We start from the raw sequence: 16,563 nt of genomic DNA, 5'->3' as shown, positions 1-16,563 counted from the left end.
ATGCTGTGACCCGTAATTTGTTAAAGATTTAGAGCGACTTAATCTCCCATACTATAATGGTTCTGTCATCTCCTGCAGAAATCAAATAATCATTATAGGAACTCCAAATTAATTTATTTACCGAATTTAGATGGCCATCATATTTTTCTTTATTAATGATTTCTAATAGCTCAAATGTTCTCGAATCCCATAGTTTTATCGTTTTATCTCGACTGGCCGTTGCAAATAAATGGGCACTTGGGTTAAATACAATATCATAAATTGCCCATTCGTGAGCAGAAATGGATGTTATCATGTCGTAATCTCCAACCCTCCATATGTTCAAATGGCCATCTCGGCCTCCTGTTAAAAGGGATTTGCCATCAGGACTGTAACGGGCCACGTTTGCCGAGAGTTCATGTGCGATGAAAATCCTTTTTTCCAAGAATGTTTTTAGATCAAAAATACGGATGTAGCCATCTCCTGAAGCAACAGCAATTTCAGAGGTCGTATCATTAAAATCCATATGGCGCACTTTTTCGTCACATAGTTTCTTCATCGTAATTAAAGCTAAGGTGTCAAGTGAATAAACAGCGAAATAACCGTCTCCACCTGCCGTATAAATGCAATTGGTTTCAATAGAATATTTAATATCAAAAATTTCGGAAGTATGGTTTTTTAGAATTTCTATATTTTCGTTTTTTTCTAAATCGAAGATGTGAACTTGACCAGTTGAAGTTCCTGCCAGTAATAATTGTTTTTCTGGAATATGGCAAATAGCATATAAAACGGCAGGAAAACTAGCGACAAGTTTTTCGGGTTGTAGTGTTTTTAAATTCCATTTTGCTATTGTCTTATCGCCACTACCAGATAAAATAAGATGATTAGCAGTGCTGGTATCTAAAGCGTATATGGCGCCGCTATGGCCTGTGAGTTTTGCGATTTTTTTTATATGAAGTGTCATGTGTATCGAAGGTTTTGTTTTATGGAAATTTGTCCAGAATTCTCAATCTGCGTTAGGGATTGAACGGTGTGTTTGAGCTCGCCGACGTTAGGAGGAAGCGAGTAGTGAAAGCCCGACGCATGACCTTGGCGAAGCCGAAGGGCAGGGGTAACGCCCCAATACCTGTATTAAAGCCACTTTTTTCGTTTAAAGTAAATAAGCATGCCTATAAAAAGCAAAATCATTAGGCCCCAAAGTATAAAATAAGAATATTTATAATGGAGTTCGGGCATGTTATCGAAATTCATACCGTAAATACCGGCAATAAACGTTAAGGGTATAAATATGGTGGACATGATGGTGAGTACTTTCATGATCTCGTTCATTTTATTGCTAATGGAGGTCATGTACATATCCATAAGGCCCCAAATCATTTCACGGTATATTTCCAAATTTTCAGAAATTTGTACGGTATGGTCGTAAATATCCCTAAAATAGTGAAGTGTTTTTTCTTTTATTAGCGGGGTGTCATTTTTCTCAATTTTATTGATAATCTCTCTTAAGGGGAAAATATTGCGTCTTACTTTTAAAACTTCCCGTTTAAGGTTTTGGATTTCGATACTGATTTGATCTTTGGAAATGCCATTAAAGAGGTTGTCTTCCAGATCTTCAATTTTATTGCCCATGGTTTCAATAATTATAAAATAATTATCGGTAACAGCATCTATAAGAGCGTAAAGTAAATAGTCGGCGCCCATGGTTCTTATGCGTCCTTTGCCATGGCGAATCCGTTCTCTTACACCGTCGAAAACATCGCCATCGGATTCTTGAAAAGTGATAACGTAATTTTCGCCCACCACAAAACTTACTTGTTCGGATATAATGGTTTCGTCTGCATCGTAATAGAGCATTTTTAGAACTACAAATATATAATCGTCATACTCCTCAAGTTTTGCTCGTTGAGAGGTGTTTACAATGTCTTCAAGGGTTAGTGGATGGAGGTTGTAATGGGTACCTATAGTCTCAATAGCCTCTACATGGTTAAGGCCATTAACATTAATCCACGTTATTGAGTCTGTGGATTTATACTGAAAGGTATCTTGAATGTTTTGAAATTGTTTTTCTTCAAAAGACACCGTGTTATAATCGAAAGACTCTATAAACAATTTTTGGGATTGCTTATCGCCCGTATAAATTATAGATCCTGGTGCTGCACCTAGTTTTTTCTTGTATTTGGTGGTTCTGGTTTTTTTCTTGCTCTTGGCCATGCTTATAACTTACTTGTTATAAATATAGGGTTTTATTCATAATCGGCTTCATATTCAATAGCGTCTTTTTCCACAAGCGTTACGGCTTTCTGTAACATTAAATTATTGGGGTAGGTAACCAAATCGCCATTATCTAAACGTAAATGAAGCTGAAAGGCCCTAATATCTTCAATTATACCACGGATAGGGAAATCTTTATCATGAATTTCAATTTTGTCGCCTACTTTATAAGGGAAATTAAAAAACATAATGATACCCGAAGTGATATTGCTTAAAATGGACCAGATAGCAAAAAGACCAATACCGATAATGGCAAAAATAGAGGAGAATAAAACGGCCACTTCTTTCATTTCTGCACCAAAAACAAAGGCTTCAATAAGCAGGGCAATTATAAATAAGGTAACCGTAACATATCTTCGGATAAGACGGGTTCTGGCTTCATTAATATCTCGTTGCCTAGCTACTTTCGTGATGGTAAAATTGGTGACAAATCGTATAATAAGCATCGAAACTATTAAAATAGCAGTGGCTATAAATTCACTTTCGAAGGATTTGAAAAATTGGAATAACATAAACTGAAATTTAATATCCTGCAAAGATACGTTACAAAATGACATGCTTTTAATTTAATTCAAGCGATTCTCTTAATGTTTCGTCCTTGTTGCTTTTTTTACCCCAATAGGCAGATTTTATGGTGTTTAGCCTTGTAGCTTTTGTGGTGAGTATTTTTGTATCTTTACCAAAACCGCTTTTAAAGCTTTCTTCCCAACTTAAAATATGGTAAGGGAATTTAGGGTTAAAATGAATGCTAAGTGTTCTGTCTAATTCTGGATACGAGATAGAATAAACACCATTTTTTAATGTTGCGTGTGCTTTAAATGCTTTTATAGGGACATGATGCAAGCGTGTGTATTCTAAAGCCGGAACAAGTTCTATTAGACCTGTTGGCAATGTTTTGGGATCTATGCGCAATTGGGTCCATAATTCGTTTTCTAAAATAGCTTTATCGAGTTTAAAATTCTCGTCGCCTTCCCCTTCAAAGTAGGAGTGTGAGGTGATTTCAAAATCTTCTTTATTGTTAAGTTGAACATACACATGGCCACACCATTCTTGAATAGAACTGGATACTTTTATAGCGTGTTGCTGGTTTGATACAGGGAAAAAGGTACTCTGCATAATGCTATAGGGATAAATGCCCGTATTGAAGTTTTTAGTCGCATTCAGTTTTAAAACAGACACCGTATGGGCTTTTTTAGTATCAGCTTTAACTTGGGCATCGGGAAGAAAATCTTCGGTAACATAAATTAAAACAGCTTTACCGTTTCTTATTTCACCATAACGGGCTTGCTCTAAAGTGTAAGATGATATTTCGGCCTCGCCGGCGTACCAATATGTTTTAAAGGCTTGCGAAAGCTGCTGCAGATCAATGTTTTTGGTAGTATTATGCATTTGGGAATTAGGGGCTACTTCTTTTGGTTTGACATCGTTATTACAAGACACTATAAAGAACGAAAACCCAAGAATGGCCCAAAGCATAAGCTTTGTTTTGATGTTTTTTTTAAAAGTGTAGAGGATATCCATAGCCTAAAGTTACAATTTTATAAAACATTTGCCATATCATTTAACGTTTTGTAAACAAGATGTGTGGGCAGTCCCATTACATTAAAATACGAGCCTTCTATTTTGGTAACTCCAATTTGCCCAATCCATTCCTGTATGCCATAAGCACCCGCTTTATCAAAAGGCTTAGCGGTATTTATATAATAGTGGATTTCGTTATCTGTAAGTGCTTTAAAGGTAACAGTTGTAATATTATGTAAGGTCTTTTCATAATTGAGGCTGGTAAAGCAAACAGAAGTAATCACGTCGTGCGTAGTATTGCTCAAAGATTTTAAAATTTGAAAAGCTTCATTGGCATCTCTCGGTTTGCCTAAAGCGGTATGGTTGTGCCATACGATGGTGTCGCTTGTTATTAAAATATCTTTCGGTTTTAATGCCGCTTTAAAAGGCAGTGCCTTTAATTGTGCTAAATAATCACTAATTTCGAAATGTGTGAGACGTGGAGGGTATTCTTCTTTAACAGGTTTTAGCTGAATTTCAAAATCTAGACCTAATTCTTTAAAAAAAGCCTGTCTTCTGGGAGAGGCTGATGCTAAAATAATATGATGGTTTTTAAGTTTTTCGTGTAGCATGGTCTTAGTGTTTATTGCCTGTTCTTTGTTATTGCACCTCGGTTTCTTGTCGTGCTTTTCAGGCTCTTAAGATAACCAAATAAAGGGATAAAGATAACATTCCGAAAAGCATTATTATTTTAAGACCGTTACTAATACTATGATAATCTTTTTTAGTTTTGGCATTAAAAGTTTTTAGGAGTATAAAAAGTAATGGCCCCACACAAAATATTAAAAAATATCCCACCAGAATAAGCTGTTTGTACAAAACTTCTGTTACATAATAAATAAGGATTATTATAGAAATGAACATGAGTGCAATAAGTACATGGTTCGTTCTTTTTCTGCCAATAGCAATGGGCAATGTGTTCATACCTGCTTTGTAATCGCCATTAATATCTTCTAGGTCTTTGGCAATTTCGCGAAGCATATTTATCATAAAAGCAAATAGAGCATAATTGAAAATGATTTTAAAAAAAGCCAATTGCGTGTTTTGGTTGTGGTGGTTTATATCGGGAAGTAGCTCAAAAACACCAACCATTACAATACTTAAGGCCACTAATAATGAAATTACAATATTTCCTATTAAAAGTATGCGTTTTAAATAAGAAGCATAGATATAAAGTAAGGCAGAAGTGATGACAAACATAGAAAAGAAAGCACTTTTATCCACTAAATGCGATACGTAAAAACCAATGCCAACACCCATAATATTAAATGCAATAAATAGGTTGTAAGCTGTTTTTTCTGAAATGAATGTGCCAACAATTAATCTTTTAGGTTTGTTTATAAAATCGGTTTCAACATCATAGATATCGTTGATAATATTTCCTGCTGCGGCAATGCAAATGCAAGCTAAAATTAAAAGTGAAATTCCTAGGCCATCTAAACGCGTTTGTGCGCCATAAGGCTCTAGTAAGGCATATTTTATTAATAACTGCACAAGAGCAATCATTAAAAGGTTTTTCCAGCGTATAAGGTTTAGTAGATACAAAAAAAAAGTATTATAGGTTATGGATTGCTCTCTTGGTTTTTTTTATAAAAGTATGGTTTTTACGCAAAGTTATAAATCTATTAAAATTTTAAATGTTAATTCTGTAAATAACACTTTTACTAATATGTTTTTATGGACTGGTATTACTAGATTTTATAGCATATAAAGAAGAAAAACTTATTTGCTAGTTATTAAGTTTAGTATTGGTAAGAAAGTGTATCGAGAATATAACTTACCCAAAACAGATGCGTCTATTTGCGGAAATAACCAATATGGTGTTTGGTATTGCGATTTAATTCTATAAAAAAAAACCTCCATCTAGAGGTTTTTTTTATAGAATTAAGTTTTTTTGAAATGCCTTAATTGAAATATATTTTAGAAGCTCCTACCTTTAAGTTTTTGGTTGTTTTTAATGTGTTTGTTGATAAGTCGTAAATGGATATCTCACCAGTTTCTGCATTAAAATCCGTTTTCAAACCATAAAGTGTATTATTTTTAACGGCCATTCCATAAAATGAATCATTGATAATGCTTTCTGTAGGCAAGGCAGTAGAATTATCCGACATACTATATATAGCATTAGATACTTGGTAATATAATTTGCCATTACTATAAGCCATTAAATCGGGATGTAAACCATCGGCAAAACTAAAAGTTGAAATAATAGAATGGTTAGACGTGTTAATTTTAATTATGGAACCAGGCGTCTCAATAACCGGACTTAACCAGTATTGGTTAGAGCCTTGACATAAAACGACTAAGTTGCCAGCGTCGTTAAATAGCATGTTATCAGGAATATCATCAACCTCAATAGTATCTACCTCATTTGATGTGGTATTAATTACAGAAATTATATTATTTGTGGACCATCCACCTTTATGAGAAACATATAACTTATCGTCTTTAGCTATAATTTGTTCTGGTCCTTCTCCAACAGTAATGGAGCTTTCTATAGTATTTGTAGAAAGATTTATAATAGCCACCACATCGTCATCGGCATCATCTCCATGTCCCCAGTCTGTTACATATCCTTTTCCATTGGCAAATGTCATGTATCTAGGGTTAGTTAGGCCGGTGTTTATAGTTGCAATAGATTTAAAAGAATAACGGTTTACCACTTCAATTTTTTGTGATCCGTTTACAACGATATAGGCTAAATTATCTAGAAACGCTATACTTTGTGCCGTATCTCCTAATAATGTTGAATTTACATTATTAAAAATAGTATTTTCTAGAACAGAATAATCATATGATATAAACGATACTGAAGCATTTGGTTTATTGAAACTGCCTTCATGTGAAATGAGTATTCCATTTTCATAATCTCCTTTAATCTCATCTGCAGGATTGTCGTCACTAGTACAAGACGTAAAAACCAATCCTATGGTTAAAGCTAATAAGGTAAATTTATTCATTTTCATAATTAAAAGTTTTATAATGGGTTATGTTTGATTTTTTTTTTGAAGTGTTAAAACAAATTTCCGTAATACAAATTGTAGCCCCTCAACCTTAAGGTTTAAAAATTAAAGCAACATAGGGCACTTGATGCCCTTTGGATAGGTGACAACATTTAGGAAAACGCTTGTAAATACGAGATGAATATTGTTTTTTTTCATAAATCTTGATGGCTTTTCTCCCGAAAGCCGTATTAGATGATGAAAATGGCAGGTCTCCTGACTTGTTCTATGTTTATTTTACCTTCCCGGTGTTTGGCCAGTGGTGTTGAAGTTAATAACATCCTCTTTACGAGATGCTGAAAAAACGAATTCAGCATGAACTTACAGTTGCGGGAACAGTTCAAGAGTTGTAGCCTGATGATGATTTAAAATTTAAAACATAAAGCTACGCACTTGATTCCCTTTTAATCTTTCAGTAAAAAAAAACTGAATAGAACCAAATTTCGATGCAAATGTATGATCTATTTTTAGATTTAAAACTGTTTTGTTAAAGATATTTTTAAAAAGTACAAGGCTGTTTGAAACGTCACTTTTATAAGGTTATACTATCAAGCTTGAAAACCATAATTATGAGAACCCCGTTTTTACTATAGTATTTATTGAATTTGTCCTTAAAAAGGGGCGCTGTTAAAGTTTTTAAATATAAAGAGCTTCAGGATGCTATGTGTGCGGACTATCCAATTTATGTGTAATATTATAAGACTGTTATGTCCTAATTTCGCTATTTTATAAGGAGCAAAACAGCAAACTTATTGCTTTGTTAAGTGCGTATGGAATGATCAATTCTTTAAAAATCCTCAAAAGTAATTCTAAGTGTACGGTATTACAAAAAAATTAAAGACCTTTGATTTTTAATTCAGACTCATGCGTATTTTAGTTTTGTTGTGTAGTATTTTGTTTTTCTTTGCTTCATGTAAGGATAAAAAGAGCCCGGATGTACGTGTTCCGATAGAAAAAAAAAACGATTCTGAAACCATAAAATATGCTAAGAGTTTTTCTGTAAATGAATTTGAAACGCATAAAGAGATTATTGTAAATTCGGCTTGGCCCAATAGCAATAAATCCTTTCGATATCTTTTGGTAAAAAAGGGGCAAAAGATGCCGGTACTTAACGAGAAGGATGTGGTTATTGAAATACCTGTTGAACGCGTCGTGGTGATGTCTACTACTAACATTCCAGCATTAGAATATTTAAACCTTGATGAGAAACTGATTGGGTTCCCTAATACCGATTTTATTTCTTCCGAAAAAACAAGGGCTCATATAGAAAACGGTAAAATAAAAGATTTAAACCATGAGTTGGATCTTAATATGGAATTGCTCTTGGAACTACAGCCCGAACTGGTTATTGGGTTTTCTGTAAATGGTAATAATAAAACGCTTGATCAAATTGAGAAATTTGGAATTCCTGTAGTTTTAGATGGCGGGTGGACAGAACAGCACCCTTTAGGAAGAGCCGAATGGATAAAGTTTATTGCGGCATTTTTTGATAAAAGTGAAATAGCAAATAAAATATTTAGCACTATTGAGACAGATTACCTAAACGCAAAAGAAACCGCTTTAAGTGCAAAGGAAAAGCCTGTTGTTTTCTCTGGATCGATGTTTAAAGATGTGTGGAATGTGCCTGGAGGCAAAAGCTTTATGGCGAAATATTTAGAAGATGCCAACACAGAATATATTTGGAAAAACAACCAAGCGACGGGAAGTTTGCAATTAAATTTTGAAAATGTTCTGCAAAAAGCGCAACATGCACAATTTTGGATTGGGGCTGGTGCTTTTGAAAATAAAGAACAAATGAGCGATAGCCATAAAGGATATACTTATTTTGACGCTTTTAAGAACAATAAAATATATGGTTACACCAAACAGATAGGGCCAAAAGGAGGGCTGCTCTATTATGAATTAGGCCCTTTAAGACCCGATATTATTTTAAAGGACATGATCTATATCGCGCACCCAGGCCTATTAGAGGATTATACGCCTTATTTTTTTCAGAATCTAAAATAAATTGGACAGACACACGACCTATAACCGTTCTTTTCTAATATTAAGCATGCTTTTGCTTGTCTTTTTTTTCGTAAACATTAGTTTAGGTTCTGTTTCTATTCCTAATTCCGAACTGATAAACGCTCTTTTGGGAAGCTCAGATAATACGGCTTGGCACCATATTATTATCGGCTATAGGCTCCCAAAAGCTTTTACCGCCATTATTGTGGGAGCCGGATTGGGTGTTTCCGGACTTATGATGCAAACATTGTTTAGAAACCCTCTTGCAGGTCCTTTTGTGCTAGGAATTACTTCTGGTGCTAGTTTAGGAGTCGCTTTGGCCACTATGGGGGCGTCCCTTTTTGGAGGGGTATTGGCAGGTGTTTTAATTTCTAAATGGAGCCTTGTAGTGGCCGCAACTTTAGGAAGCTTTTTAGTGCTATTAGCTGTTTTAATGGTTTCAATAAAAGTAAGGGATACTATGGCAATTCTCATTATAGGGTTGATGTTTGCCAGTATAACAGCTGCTGTAGTAAGTGTGCTTTCTTATTTTAGTTCGGCAGAAGTACTGCAACAATACGTGTTTTGGGGGTTTGGTAGCTTAGGGAATCTTTCATGGAATGAATTATGGGTTTTATTTGTGATTTTTTTAAGTGGTATTTTATTGAGTTTAACATCTATAAAAATGCTAAATACCCTTCTGCTTGGTGAAAATTATGCGAAAAGCCTCGGACTTAACATGAAGAGAAGCCGGTTGATTATTATTGCTGCTACCAGTTTATTGGCAGGAACCATAACCGCTTTTGCTGGTCCAATTGCATTTATAGGACTAGCAATCCCTCATATTACCCGGCAGGTGTTTAATACATCCAATCATAAAATATTACTCCCCGCAGTGTTTTTATTTGGGGCTATCATCATGCTTATCTGTGATAGCATTGCGCAACTTCCAAATAGCGATTATACCTTGCCCATTAATGCTATAACATCTTTGGTTGGTGCCCCTATAGTGATTTGGCTGTTGGTTAGAAAACGAAAAATGATGTTTTAATTTTAGAAAAGACAATAGAATTACGTGGAAAAAGAAAACCAAGATTTTATTTTGATAACAGAAAAGCTTGACATTGGATATGCTTCAAAAAAAGCAAAAACTGTTGTGGCTTTAAACATCCATATTCAACTAAAAAAAGGGGAGCTTGTGGGCTTGATAGGAGCTAACGGTATTGGTAAGTCTACACTTTTAAGAACACTTACTAATGTGCAAAAACCATTGGGCGGTTATGTTTCTATTAATAATAAAAGCATTTCTAAATATTCGGATATTGATTTGGCAAAAGTGATGAGTTTGGTGTTAACCGAGCAAATTGCCTCAAAAAACCTATCTGTTTTCGAATTGGTGGCCTTGGGGCGCCAACCTTATACCAATTGGGTAGGAAGCTTATCGGAAAACGATTTAACCATTATTGCTAAAGCATTACAACAAACCCATATGGAGCATTTAAAACATAAAAAATGTTTTGAATTAAGTGATGGGCAATTGCAAAAAGCCATGATAGCACGTGCCTTAGCTCAAGATACCGACCTCATTATCCTGGATGAGCCTACTACACATTTAGATATGTATCATAAAGCATATATTTTGAAATTGCTCCAAAATCTAGCGAAAGACACCCATAAAACGATTTTGTTTTCATCGCACGAAATAGATTTAGCCATTCAATTATGCGATACTTTAATTGTAATGACACCTGATAAAGTTGTGTCGGGGCAACCCTGTAGCCTTATTGAATCTGGGGTGTTCGACACTTTATTTCCAAAAGATTTAATTGACTTTGATAAAGAAACAGGCCGTTTTCGTATTAGAAAGTAGGTTTTCGTTATCCTGTAACTTTTATTATGATGCTTTAAAAGAAATCGATTTAATAGATAAATAGAGTTTTAGCGGTTTTTTATCTTGTTTCCTTATTTTATGCCTTCGAAGCTTTTAGTGTTAATCAAAAAATGGATGCTTTCTATTTCAAACGCTACTCTAAAACAATTATATTTGATACATATCCTTTTTTAAAATGAACGACAGTCTTATCCTTATTCTTGCTATTTTAATTTCCGCAGCCATTGGAGCTTATTTGGGCATGCTATTTACCAAGCTTAAAAGTAAAAGCGAAAAAAGTATGTTAGAAGAGCGCCATGCCAATCTACATCAACAACTCATGGATGTGAAACAGTTTCATGAAACTGAAAACATAAAACAGTATCAAGTGTTCAATACTCAAATAACAGATTTAAGGGAAACTATTTCTAAAATTGAAAGTGATCGCGAAGACATTCGTCGTGAAAAAGATTTTTTAAATTCTGAATTAACAAGAAGAAATACGGAATATGAAAACTTACAACACCTTAGTCGTAAACGGGATGCCGAAATAGAAGAACGGCAGGAACTATTAAGAAAAGATTTTGAATTATTGGCAACCAAGATATTGGATGAGAAATCTGAAAAATTCACCCTTCAGAACAAGGAAAATATTAAAAACATTTTAATACCGTTACAAGATAAAATAAAAACATTTGAAGATAAGGTAGATATAACACAAAAGGAGAGTATTAGTATGCACTCGGCTTTAAAGGAGCAGTTGCTGGGCTTAAAAGACCTTAATCAACAAATAACAAAGGAAACCACCAACCTTACCCGAGCATTAAAAGGAGATAGCAAAATGCAAGGAAATTGGGGCGAACTGGTTTTAGAGCGTGTGTTGGAAAAATCTGGATTAGAGAAAGATAGAGAGTATTTCGTGCAGCAAGGTTTTACGAGAAGCGATGGTTCTCGTGTTTTGCCCGATGTCGTTCTTAGTCTTCCCGATGGAAAAAAAATGATTATAGACAGTAAGGTATCTTTAACAGACTATGAGCGTTTTATAAATGCGGAGGATGAAGATAGACCCAGATTTTTAAAAGCGCATGTAAATTCTATTAAAAGGCACGTGGATCAACTTTCGGAAAAAAACTATCATGACCTTTACGATATGGAGTCTCCTGATTTTGTGTTGATGTTTATTCCTATCGAGCCTGCTTTTGCTGTTGTTGTAAATGAAGATAACAGTATTTATAATAAAGCTTTTGAAAAAAATATCGTTATTGTAACACCTTCTACGTTGTTAGCAACGCTTCGTACGGTAGATAGTATGTGGAATAACGAAAAGCAACAACAAAACGCTATAGAAATTGCAAGACAGGCAGGTGCGCTTTACGATAAATTTGAAGGTTTGGTAAGTGATTTAACAGGCGTAGGTAAAAAAATAGATGCCGCAAAAAGTGATTACTCTGCTGCCATGAATAAATTGGTTGATGGTAAGGGCAACCTTGTTTCAAGTGTGGAGAAAATAAAAAAATTGGGCGCTAAGGCAAAAAAATCGCTTCCTGAAGCTATTGTGAAACGTGCCAAAGGGTATTAATTTTGTTTTTTTATCACATAAAAGCATGATATGTTTTATTATCACTTAAATATGTGATATATTTGTTTATCATTTTAAAGCGTGATATATGTGTAATGCAATGCTAACAAGTGTCATAACAGGCGATATTATAAACTCTAGATCTCAAGAAAGCCCTGAGGTATGGCTCGATGTGCTTAAAAAAGCATTAACTTTTTTAAAGCCCGATAAATCCCAGTGGGACATTTACCGTGGGGATAGTTTTCAAATAGAATTGGAAGCGTATCAAGACAGTTTTAAAGCTGCTGTGTACATAAAAGCGTGCATTAGAACCATTAAAGGACTAGATGTGCGTATGGCCATTGGATTTGGAGCTAAAACATATAGAGCCAATAGTGTGGCAGAATCTATGGGGGATGCATATGTTTTTTCTGGAGAAACTCTAGAAGCTATAAAAAAAGAAAAATTGAATTTACGTATTAAAACAACAAATAAAGCCTTGGATGAAATGCTTAATCTATATTTTAAGCTAGCACTTGTTTTTATGGATCATTGGACGGTTAATTCTGCCGAGATGATTAAACTCTCTATAGAAAACCCCAATGCTTTGCAAAGTGAGTTAGGCGCTAAAATAGGTATTAACCAAAATGCGATAAGCACGCGTCAAAAACGAGCACATTTAGAAGAAATACTAGAGTTGGACCAGTTGTATAGACAAAAAATAAGCCTGTTATGATTCTTTTGATAAAACTTTTATTGTCGCATATTATAGGTGATTTTTTTCTTCAGCCTCAAAAGTGGGTTAAGGATAAAGAAGCTAGGAAATTGAGTTCAGTAGCATTGTATGGTCATGTGCTCATTCATATATTATTAACAGCTATTTTGCTTTGGGATATAACACGGTGGCCCATTATTATAATTATTGGAGTTTCACATTTTCTAATAGATGCCGTAAAGCTTTTGGTTCAAACCCCAAAAAACACACGTACTCTTTTCTTTATAGATCAACTGCTCCATATATTGGTTATTGGTATTTGTTATGTCGTATACTCTGGGCATTCGTTTCATTTTGCTAATTTGGTTACAGAGAAGCACTTGTTGTTAATGGTATGCTTATTGTTTTTAACAATTCCGGTAGCCATACTAATGAAAATCATTTTTTTAAAATGGAATATTTCAGAACTGACTAAAAACAACGAATCCCTTGAAGATGCAGGGAAATATATAGGCATCTTGGAGCGTATATTGGTTTTTGTTTTTATCATTATGGGGCATTGGGAAGCGGTAGGGTTTTTAATTACGGCAAAATCTGTTTTTAGGTTTGGCGACTTAAAAGAGTCGAAACACAGGCAGCTTACCGAATATATCCTTATAGGCACATTAATTAGTTTTGGTATTGCCATCGTAACAGGAATCATTTATAATTCAATAATTTAAAAAATAATATGTTTAAATCAGCTAAAGAATCTCAAGTAACCATAACACAGCTTATGTTGCCATCACATTCCAATTTTAGTGGTAAAATCCATGGGGGATTTATTTTGAACTTGATGGATCAGATAGCTTTTGCTTGTGCCTCAAAATATTCTAGGCATTATTGTGTTACAGCATCTGTAAATAAGGTCGATTTTTTAAATCCGATAGATGTTGGCGATTTGGTAACGCTTAAAGCATCTATTAATTTTACAGGAAGAACGTCTATGGTGGTAGGGGTTCGTGTAGAATCGGAAAACATCCAGACCGGAAAGAAAAAACATTGTAATTCTTCATACTTTACAATGGTCGCTAAAGATGAAACAGGAAAAAATGTACCTGTTCCTGGTTTGATATTGGAAACAGAGCAAGGGGTGCGTCGGTTTGCAAGAAGCGTTGCGAGACTGCAACAGACCATACACAGAACAAGTAGGTTTAAGCCCTCGGAGTTTAAAGTAGAAGAGCATTTAGATGACTTGAAGGATCATAATGTGAAAATAAGCCTTATTGAAAAATAGAAGAGTAGGTTCTTTTTAATAGAGCCATCAATAAAACCATGATCAATTTAATTTATAATCCTATTTCAAATAATTGTAGCTTAAGATTTTAAAAACGATTTACTAGTTGTAATTTTGAAGTAAAAGAAAAGCATCTTATGTTATGGGGTTCTTTTGTTATGTGGAAATTTAAAAAATGCATTTATGAAATTAGTTTTATCACCTGCGAAATCTTTAGATTTTGAAAGTAAATTACCAACTCATGAAGCTACTGAAGCTCAGTTTTTAAAAAACTCCAGTACCTTGAACGGTGTACTAAAAGGGAAATCTGCGAAAGAGTTGTCAAAACTCATGAACATGTCAGATGCCTTGGGGCAACTAAATTATGAGCGCAACCACTCTTGGGTATTACCATTTACAAAAGCGAATGCCAGACAGGCCATGTATGCCTTTAATGGGGGGGTGTATAAGGGCTTAGATGCGTATAGCATTCCACAAGATAAAATCGAAACCGCACAAAATACGGTCCGCATTCTGTCGGGCTTATATGGGGTTTTAAAACCATTGGATTTAATACAAGCTTACCGGTTGGAAATGGGAACAAAACTGCCAGTTGGTAAGACTAAAAATCTGTATGAGTTTTGGAGAGGTACCATCACAAACGCGCTTAATGAATCGCTTGCCAGCGACGAGCTGTTTCTAAACTTGGCCAGTAACGAATACTTTAAGGCCATTGATACAAAAGCCTTAAAAGTACCTGTAATAACAGCTCATTTTAAGGACTTAAAGAATGGCGAATATAAAATCATTTCATTTTATGCTAAAGAAGCGCGTGGCATGATGGCGCGTTATATTATAGATCATAACGCTAAAACGATTGACGATTTAAAAGGCTTTAATTATGGAGAATATGGCTTTAGCGACGCTATGTCTACAGACACAGATTTAGTGTTTACCAGATAAAAAAGCATCATCCCTATGCTTGTTGAAAAACAACAAACACAGGGATGATGAATAATAAATGACGAGGGTAAGATTAATTTAAATCTTATTTAGGTTGTGCTTTGTTATCGATTGCAATCTTGTTTTCAATAGAACGTCTTTTTTTAATTCGAGGTCTGCGTGTGCCAAAAGTACCCCGGTTAATTTTTCCTCGTTTTGTTTTTTTATCACCTTTTCCCATAGTTTATTAAATTTAAGAATAATATAAGAAATCTTTATCCTATTCTTTAGTAAATTCGCATATTTAAAATAAATTTAACGTATGTTTTATTATATCGTCATTGCATTACAAGTCTATTGTATTTATCATTTGATTAAAAACAGAAACCCATATTATTGGATTTTTATCATTTTATTTATACCAGCAATAGGATGTGCTATTTATTTAATTACCCAAGTATATAGTAAACGTAATACAGAAAAACTACAGGACGATATTGTTTCTATAATTCATCCCGCTAAAAAAATTAAGGATTTAGAAAAACGTTTAGAATTTTCTGAAACCTTCCAAAATCGCGTGAACTTGGCCGATGCCTATTTGGCGGCTAAAGAGTATCAAAAAGCTATTGTACATTATAAAAAGGCATTGGAAGATGATATTCAAAACGATGTTTTTGTTATCAAACAGCTTATAGAAGCACTTTATAAATCTGAAAATTATGAAGAGCTTATTGTATATGCTATGAAAATAGAAACACTTCCGGAATTTAAAAAAACAAGAACAGAGTTTTTATGCGGATTGGCTTATGAGAAATTAGGAGATTTGGACGAGGCAGAAAAGCACTTAAAACAAATTGATGAGCGGTATTCTTTTTATGAAGAACGTGTAATCTTAGCAAAATTTTTATTGAAAAGGGATAAAAAGGAAGAGGCTAAAGAAATTATTGATGAAATTTATATAGAATCGCAATATATGACCAAAGAAAATAAAAAACGTAACCGTGCTATAATTGCTGAGGTGGAAGCGCTCAAGCAGGAGTTTTAATATACTTATTTTTGTTTTTTCCATGCCTTGTTTTATTTGAAGTCATTTAAACTTTTTGCTTTTTATTTTCTTTAGGAATATTGCCATAAATGATAGATAGTTGAAACCCAACCAACTTGCAATGGTTGTGTCAAATCTATTTAGTAGTGAACGATAACTGTCCATCCAAGCGTTTGTCCGTTCAATTGCATATCTTTCTTTATATAATTCTTGGTCAAAATATTCGTTCTTATCGGTATTCCCATTGCGCTTGTTGAAACACACATTGGCATGGACACCCTTTTTCTCACAAGAGTTTCTAAAATCTTTTGAGTCAAACCCTGCATCTGCGTTCAGAAATAGGCCTTCCACTTTTATATTAGCTTTTTCGAGTGTTGCCG

18 protein-coding genes and 1 riboswitch are annotated in these 16,563 nt (G+C 34.3%); of the genes, 9 read left to right on the top strand and 9 right to left on the bottom strand.

The window, feature by feature from the left end; translation table 11 throughout:
* Positions 1 to 28 precede the first annotated feature (28 nt).
* The 7 genes from ACFFU9_RS02255 to ACFFU9_RS02225 form a co-directional block, all read right to left on the bottom strand.
* The gene (locus ACFFU9_RS02255) at positions 29 to 943 is read right to left on the bottom strand and encodes a WD40 repeat domain-containing protein (RefSeq protein WP_379859741.1); all 915 of its coding nucleotides are present in this window, start codon (positions 941 to 943) and stop codon (positions 29 to 31) included.
* Positions 944 to 1,110: 167 nt separating this feature from the next.
* On the bottom strand, positions 1,111 to 2,190 hold the full coding sequence (gene corA / locus ACFFU9_RS02250) for a magnesium/cobalt transporter CorA (RefSeq protein ID WP_379859740.1): 1,080 nt from the start codon (positions 2,188 to 2,190) through the stop codon (positions 1,111 to 1,113).
* Between the two features lie 32 nt (positions 2,191 to 2,222).
* Positions 2,223 to 2,762 carry a mechanosensitive ion channel domain-containing protein gene (locus tag ACFFU9_RS02245; protein ID WP_379859739.1) on the bottom strand — a complete coding sequence of 180 codons (540 nt, stop codon included), beginning with the start codon at positions 2,760 to 2,762 and terminating at the stop codon, positions 2,223 to 2,225.
* A gap of 49 nt (positions 2,763 to 2,811) precedes the next feature.
* Complete coding sequence (locus ACFFU9_RS02240; protein ID WP_379859738.1) at positions 2,812 to 3,771, bottom strand: septum formation inhibitor Maf; 960 nt, start codon at positions 3,769 to 3,771, stop codon at positions 2,812 to 2,814.
* A gap of 17 nt (positions 3,772 to 3,788) precedes the next feature.
* Entirely contained in the window at positions 3,789 to 4,382 is a 594-nt protein-coding gene (locus tag ACFFU9_RS02235; RefSeq protein ID WP_379859737.1) for a Maf family nucleotide pyrophosphatase, read from the bottom strand.
* 58 nt (positions 4,383 to 4,440) lie between these two features.
* On the bottom strand, positions 4,441 to 5,355 hold the full coding sequence (locus ACFFU9_RS02230; RefSeq protein WP_379859736.1) for a geranylgeranylglycerol-phosphate geranylgeranyltransferase: 915 nt from the start codon (positions 5,353 to 5,355) through the stop codon (positions 4,441 to 4,443).
* 359 nt (positions 5,356 to 5,714) lie between these two features.
* Positions 5,715 to 6,776 carry a YncE family protein gene (locus ACFFU9_RS02225; RefSeq protein WP_379859735.1) on the bottom strand — a complete coding sequence of 354 codons (1,062 nt, stop codon included), beginning with the start codon at positions 6,774 to 6,776 and terminating at the stop codon, positions 5,715 to 5,717.
* A gap of 225 nt (positions 6,777 to 7,001) precedes the next feature.
* A riboswitch (cobalamin riboswitch) is annotated at positions 7,002 to 7,268 on the bottom strand.
* 408 nt (positions 7,269 to 7,676) lie between these two features.
* Between ACFFU9_RS02225 and ACFFU9_RS02220 the strand changes: the two genes are divergently transcribed.
* The 8 genes from ACFFU9_RS02220 (at position 7,677) to yaaA (ending at position 15,159) form a co-directional block, all read left to right on the top strand.
* A complete protein-coding gene (locus ACFFU9_RS02220) occupies positions 7,677 to 8,819 on the top strand; it encodes an ABC transporter substrate-binding protein (protein WP_379859734.1) in 1,143 nt (380 codons plus the stop codon).
* Position 8,820: 1 nt separating this feature from the next.
* Complete coding sequence (locus tag ACFFU9_RS02215) at positions 8,821 to 9,849, top strand: FecCD family ABC transporter permease (protein ID WP_379859733.1); 1,029 nt, start codon at positions 8,821 to 8,823, stop codon at positions 9,847 to 9,849.
* Positions 9,850 to 9,873: 24 nt separating this feature from the next.
* Positions 9,874 to 10,668 carry an ABC transporter ATP-binding protein gene (locus ACFFU9_RS02210; RefSeq protein WP_379859732.1) on the top strand — a complete coding sequence of 265 codons (795 nt, stop codon included), beginning with the start codon at positions 9,874 to 9,876 and terminating at the stop codon, positions 10,666 to 10,668.
* Positions 10,669 to 10,864: 196 nt separating this feature from the next.
* A complete protein-coding gene (locus tag ACFFU9_RS02205) occupies positions 10,865 to 12,247 on the top strand; it encodes a DNA recombination protein RmuC (RefSeq protein WP_379859731.1) in 1,383 nt (460 codons plus the stop codon).
* 88 nt (positions 12,248 to 12,335) lie between these two features.
* A complete protein-coding gene (locus tag ACFFU9_RS02200) occupies positions 12,336 to 12,962 on the top strand; it encodes a transcriptional regulator (protein WP_379859730.1) in 627 nt (208 codons plus the stop codon).
* Entirely contained in the window at positions 12,959 to 13,663 is a 705-nt protein-coding gene (locus tag ACFFU9_RS02195) for a DUF3307 domain-containing protein (protein WP_379859729.1), read from the top strand. Before ACFFU9_RS02200 ends, ACFFU9_RS02195 begins: the two co-directional genes overlap by 4 nt.
* An 8-nt stretch (positions 13,664 to 13,671) precedes the next feature.
* Positions 13,672 to 14,217 (top strand): acyl-CoA thioesterase, encoded by a 546-nt coding sequence (locus ACFFU9_RS02190; protein ID WP_379859728.1) that lies wholly within the window; start codon positions 13,672 to 13,674, stop codon positions 14,215 to 14,217.
* Positions 14,218 to 14,400: 183 nt separating this feature from the next.
* Entirely contained in the window at positions 14,401 to 15,159 is a 759-nt protein-coding gene (gene yaaA / locus ACFFU9_RS02185; RefSeq protein ID WP_379859727.1) for a peroxide stress protein YaaA, read from the top strand.
* Between the two features lie 85 nt (positions 15,160 to 15,244).
* Here the strand turns inward: yaaA and ACFFU9_RS02180 are convergent, their stop codons facing one another.
* Positions 15,245 to 15,379, bottom strand: coding sequence for a 30S ribosomal protein THX (locus ACFFU9_RS02180; protein ID WP_379859726.1), 135 nt, complete (start codon positions 15,377 to 15,379; stop codon positions 15,245 to 15,247).
* 81 nt (positions 15,380 to 15,460) lie between these two features.
* On the opposite strand from ACFFU9_RS02180, the gene ACFFU9_RS02175 reads away from it, so the two are divergent.
* Complete coding sequence (locus ACFFU9_RS02175; RefSeq protein WP_379859725.1) at positions 15,461 to 16,183, top strand: tetratricopeptide repeat protein; 723 nt, start codon at positions 15,461 to 15,463, stop codon at positions 16,181 to 16,183.
* Positions 16,184 to 16,225: 42 nt separating this feature from the next.
* Here the strand turns inward: ACFFU9_RS02175 and ACFFU9_RS02170 are convergent.
* A partial coding sequence (locus tag ACFFU9_RS02170) for a transposase (RefSeq protein WP_379859724.1) occupies positions 16,226 to 16,563 on the bottom strand: 338 nt, incomplete at its 5' end.

This window comes from Mariniflexile ostreae, from assembly GCF_042427585.1.
GTDB classification, from domain to species: Bacteria; Bacteroidota; Bacteroidia; order Flavobacteriales; family Flavobacteriaceae; genus Pseudalgibacter; species Pseudalgibacter ostreae.
Note: the sequence above shows the minus strand (reverse complement) of the source record. Positions and strands in the feature narration are given on the sequence as shown.